1 rRNA gene is annotated in these 558 nt (G+C 36.0%); it reads left to right on the top strand.

From position 1 onward, the window contains the following. Positions 1 to 400 precede the first annotated feature (400 nt). Positions 401 to 558 (top strand): 23S ribosomal RNA (locus CD041_RS12045); the annotation flags it as partial.

Genomic DNA, 558 nt, shown 5'->3' with positions numbered 1-558 from the left:
ATCGTTTTAAAAGAGAGCGTTTGACAAATAATACTATTTGCCAATGCTTCATTTTAAAATTGATTGTTGTACATTGAAAACTAGATAAGTAAGTAAATTAGATTTTACCAAGCAAAACCGAGTGAATTAGAGTTTTAAATAAGCTTGAATTCATAAGAAATAATCGCTAGTGTTCGAAAGAACACTCACAAGATTAATAACAAACACACTTATATAATTTTGAAAGAAAACGTTTGTCAGGCGAGGCGTTGAAGCATTTCTAAGCGCAGTTTACTTTTGTAAATGAGCATTAGAAATGATGAAACAACAAAGCATGCGCGCGTTTGACTCAAAATGAATGAGCTTTAAAATGGTGAAACGAAGCCATATGAATGCGATTGACTTAAAGCGCAGTGTGGAAGATTAAGTTATTAAGGGCGCACGGTGGATGCCTTGGCACTAGAAGCCGATGAAGGACGTTACTAACGACGATATGCTTTGGGTAGCTGTAAGTAAGCATTGATTCAGAGATTTCCGAATGGGGAAACCCAGCACAAGTTATGTTGTGTTATCGACATG

Origin of the sequence: Staphylococcus lugdunensis, assembly GCF_002901705.1 — a bacterium.
In the GTDB taxonomy this organism is placed as follows: Bacteria; Bacillota; Bacilli; order Staphylococcales; family Staphylococcaceae; genus Staphylococcus; species Staphylococcus lugdunensis.
The sequence above is the reverse complement of the archived record's forward strand: the minus strand, read 5'-3'. Positions and strand labels throughout refer to the sequence as shown.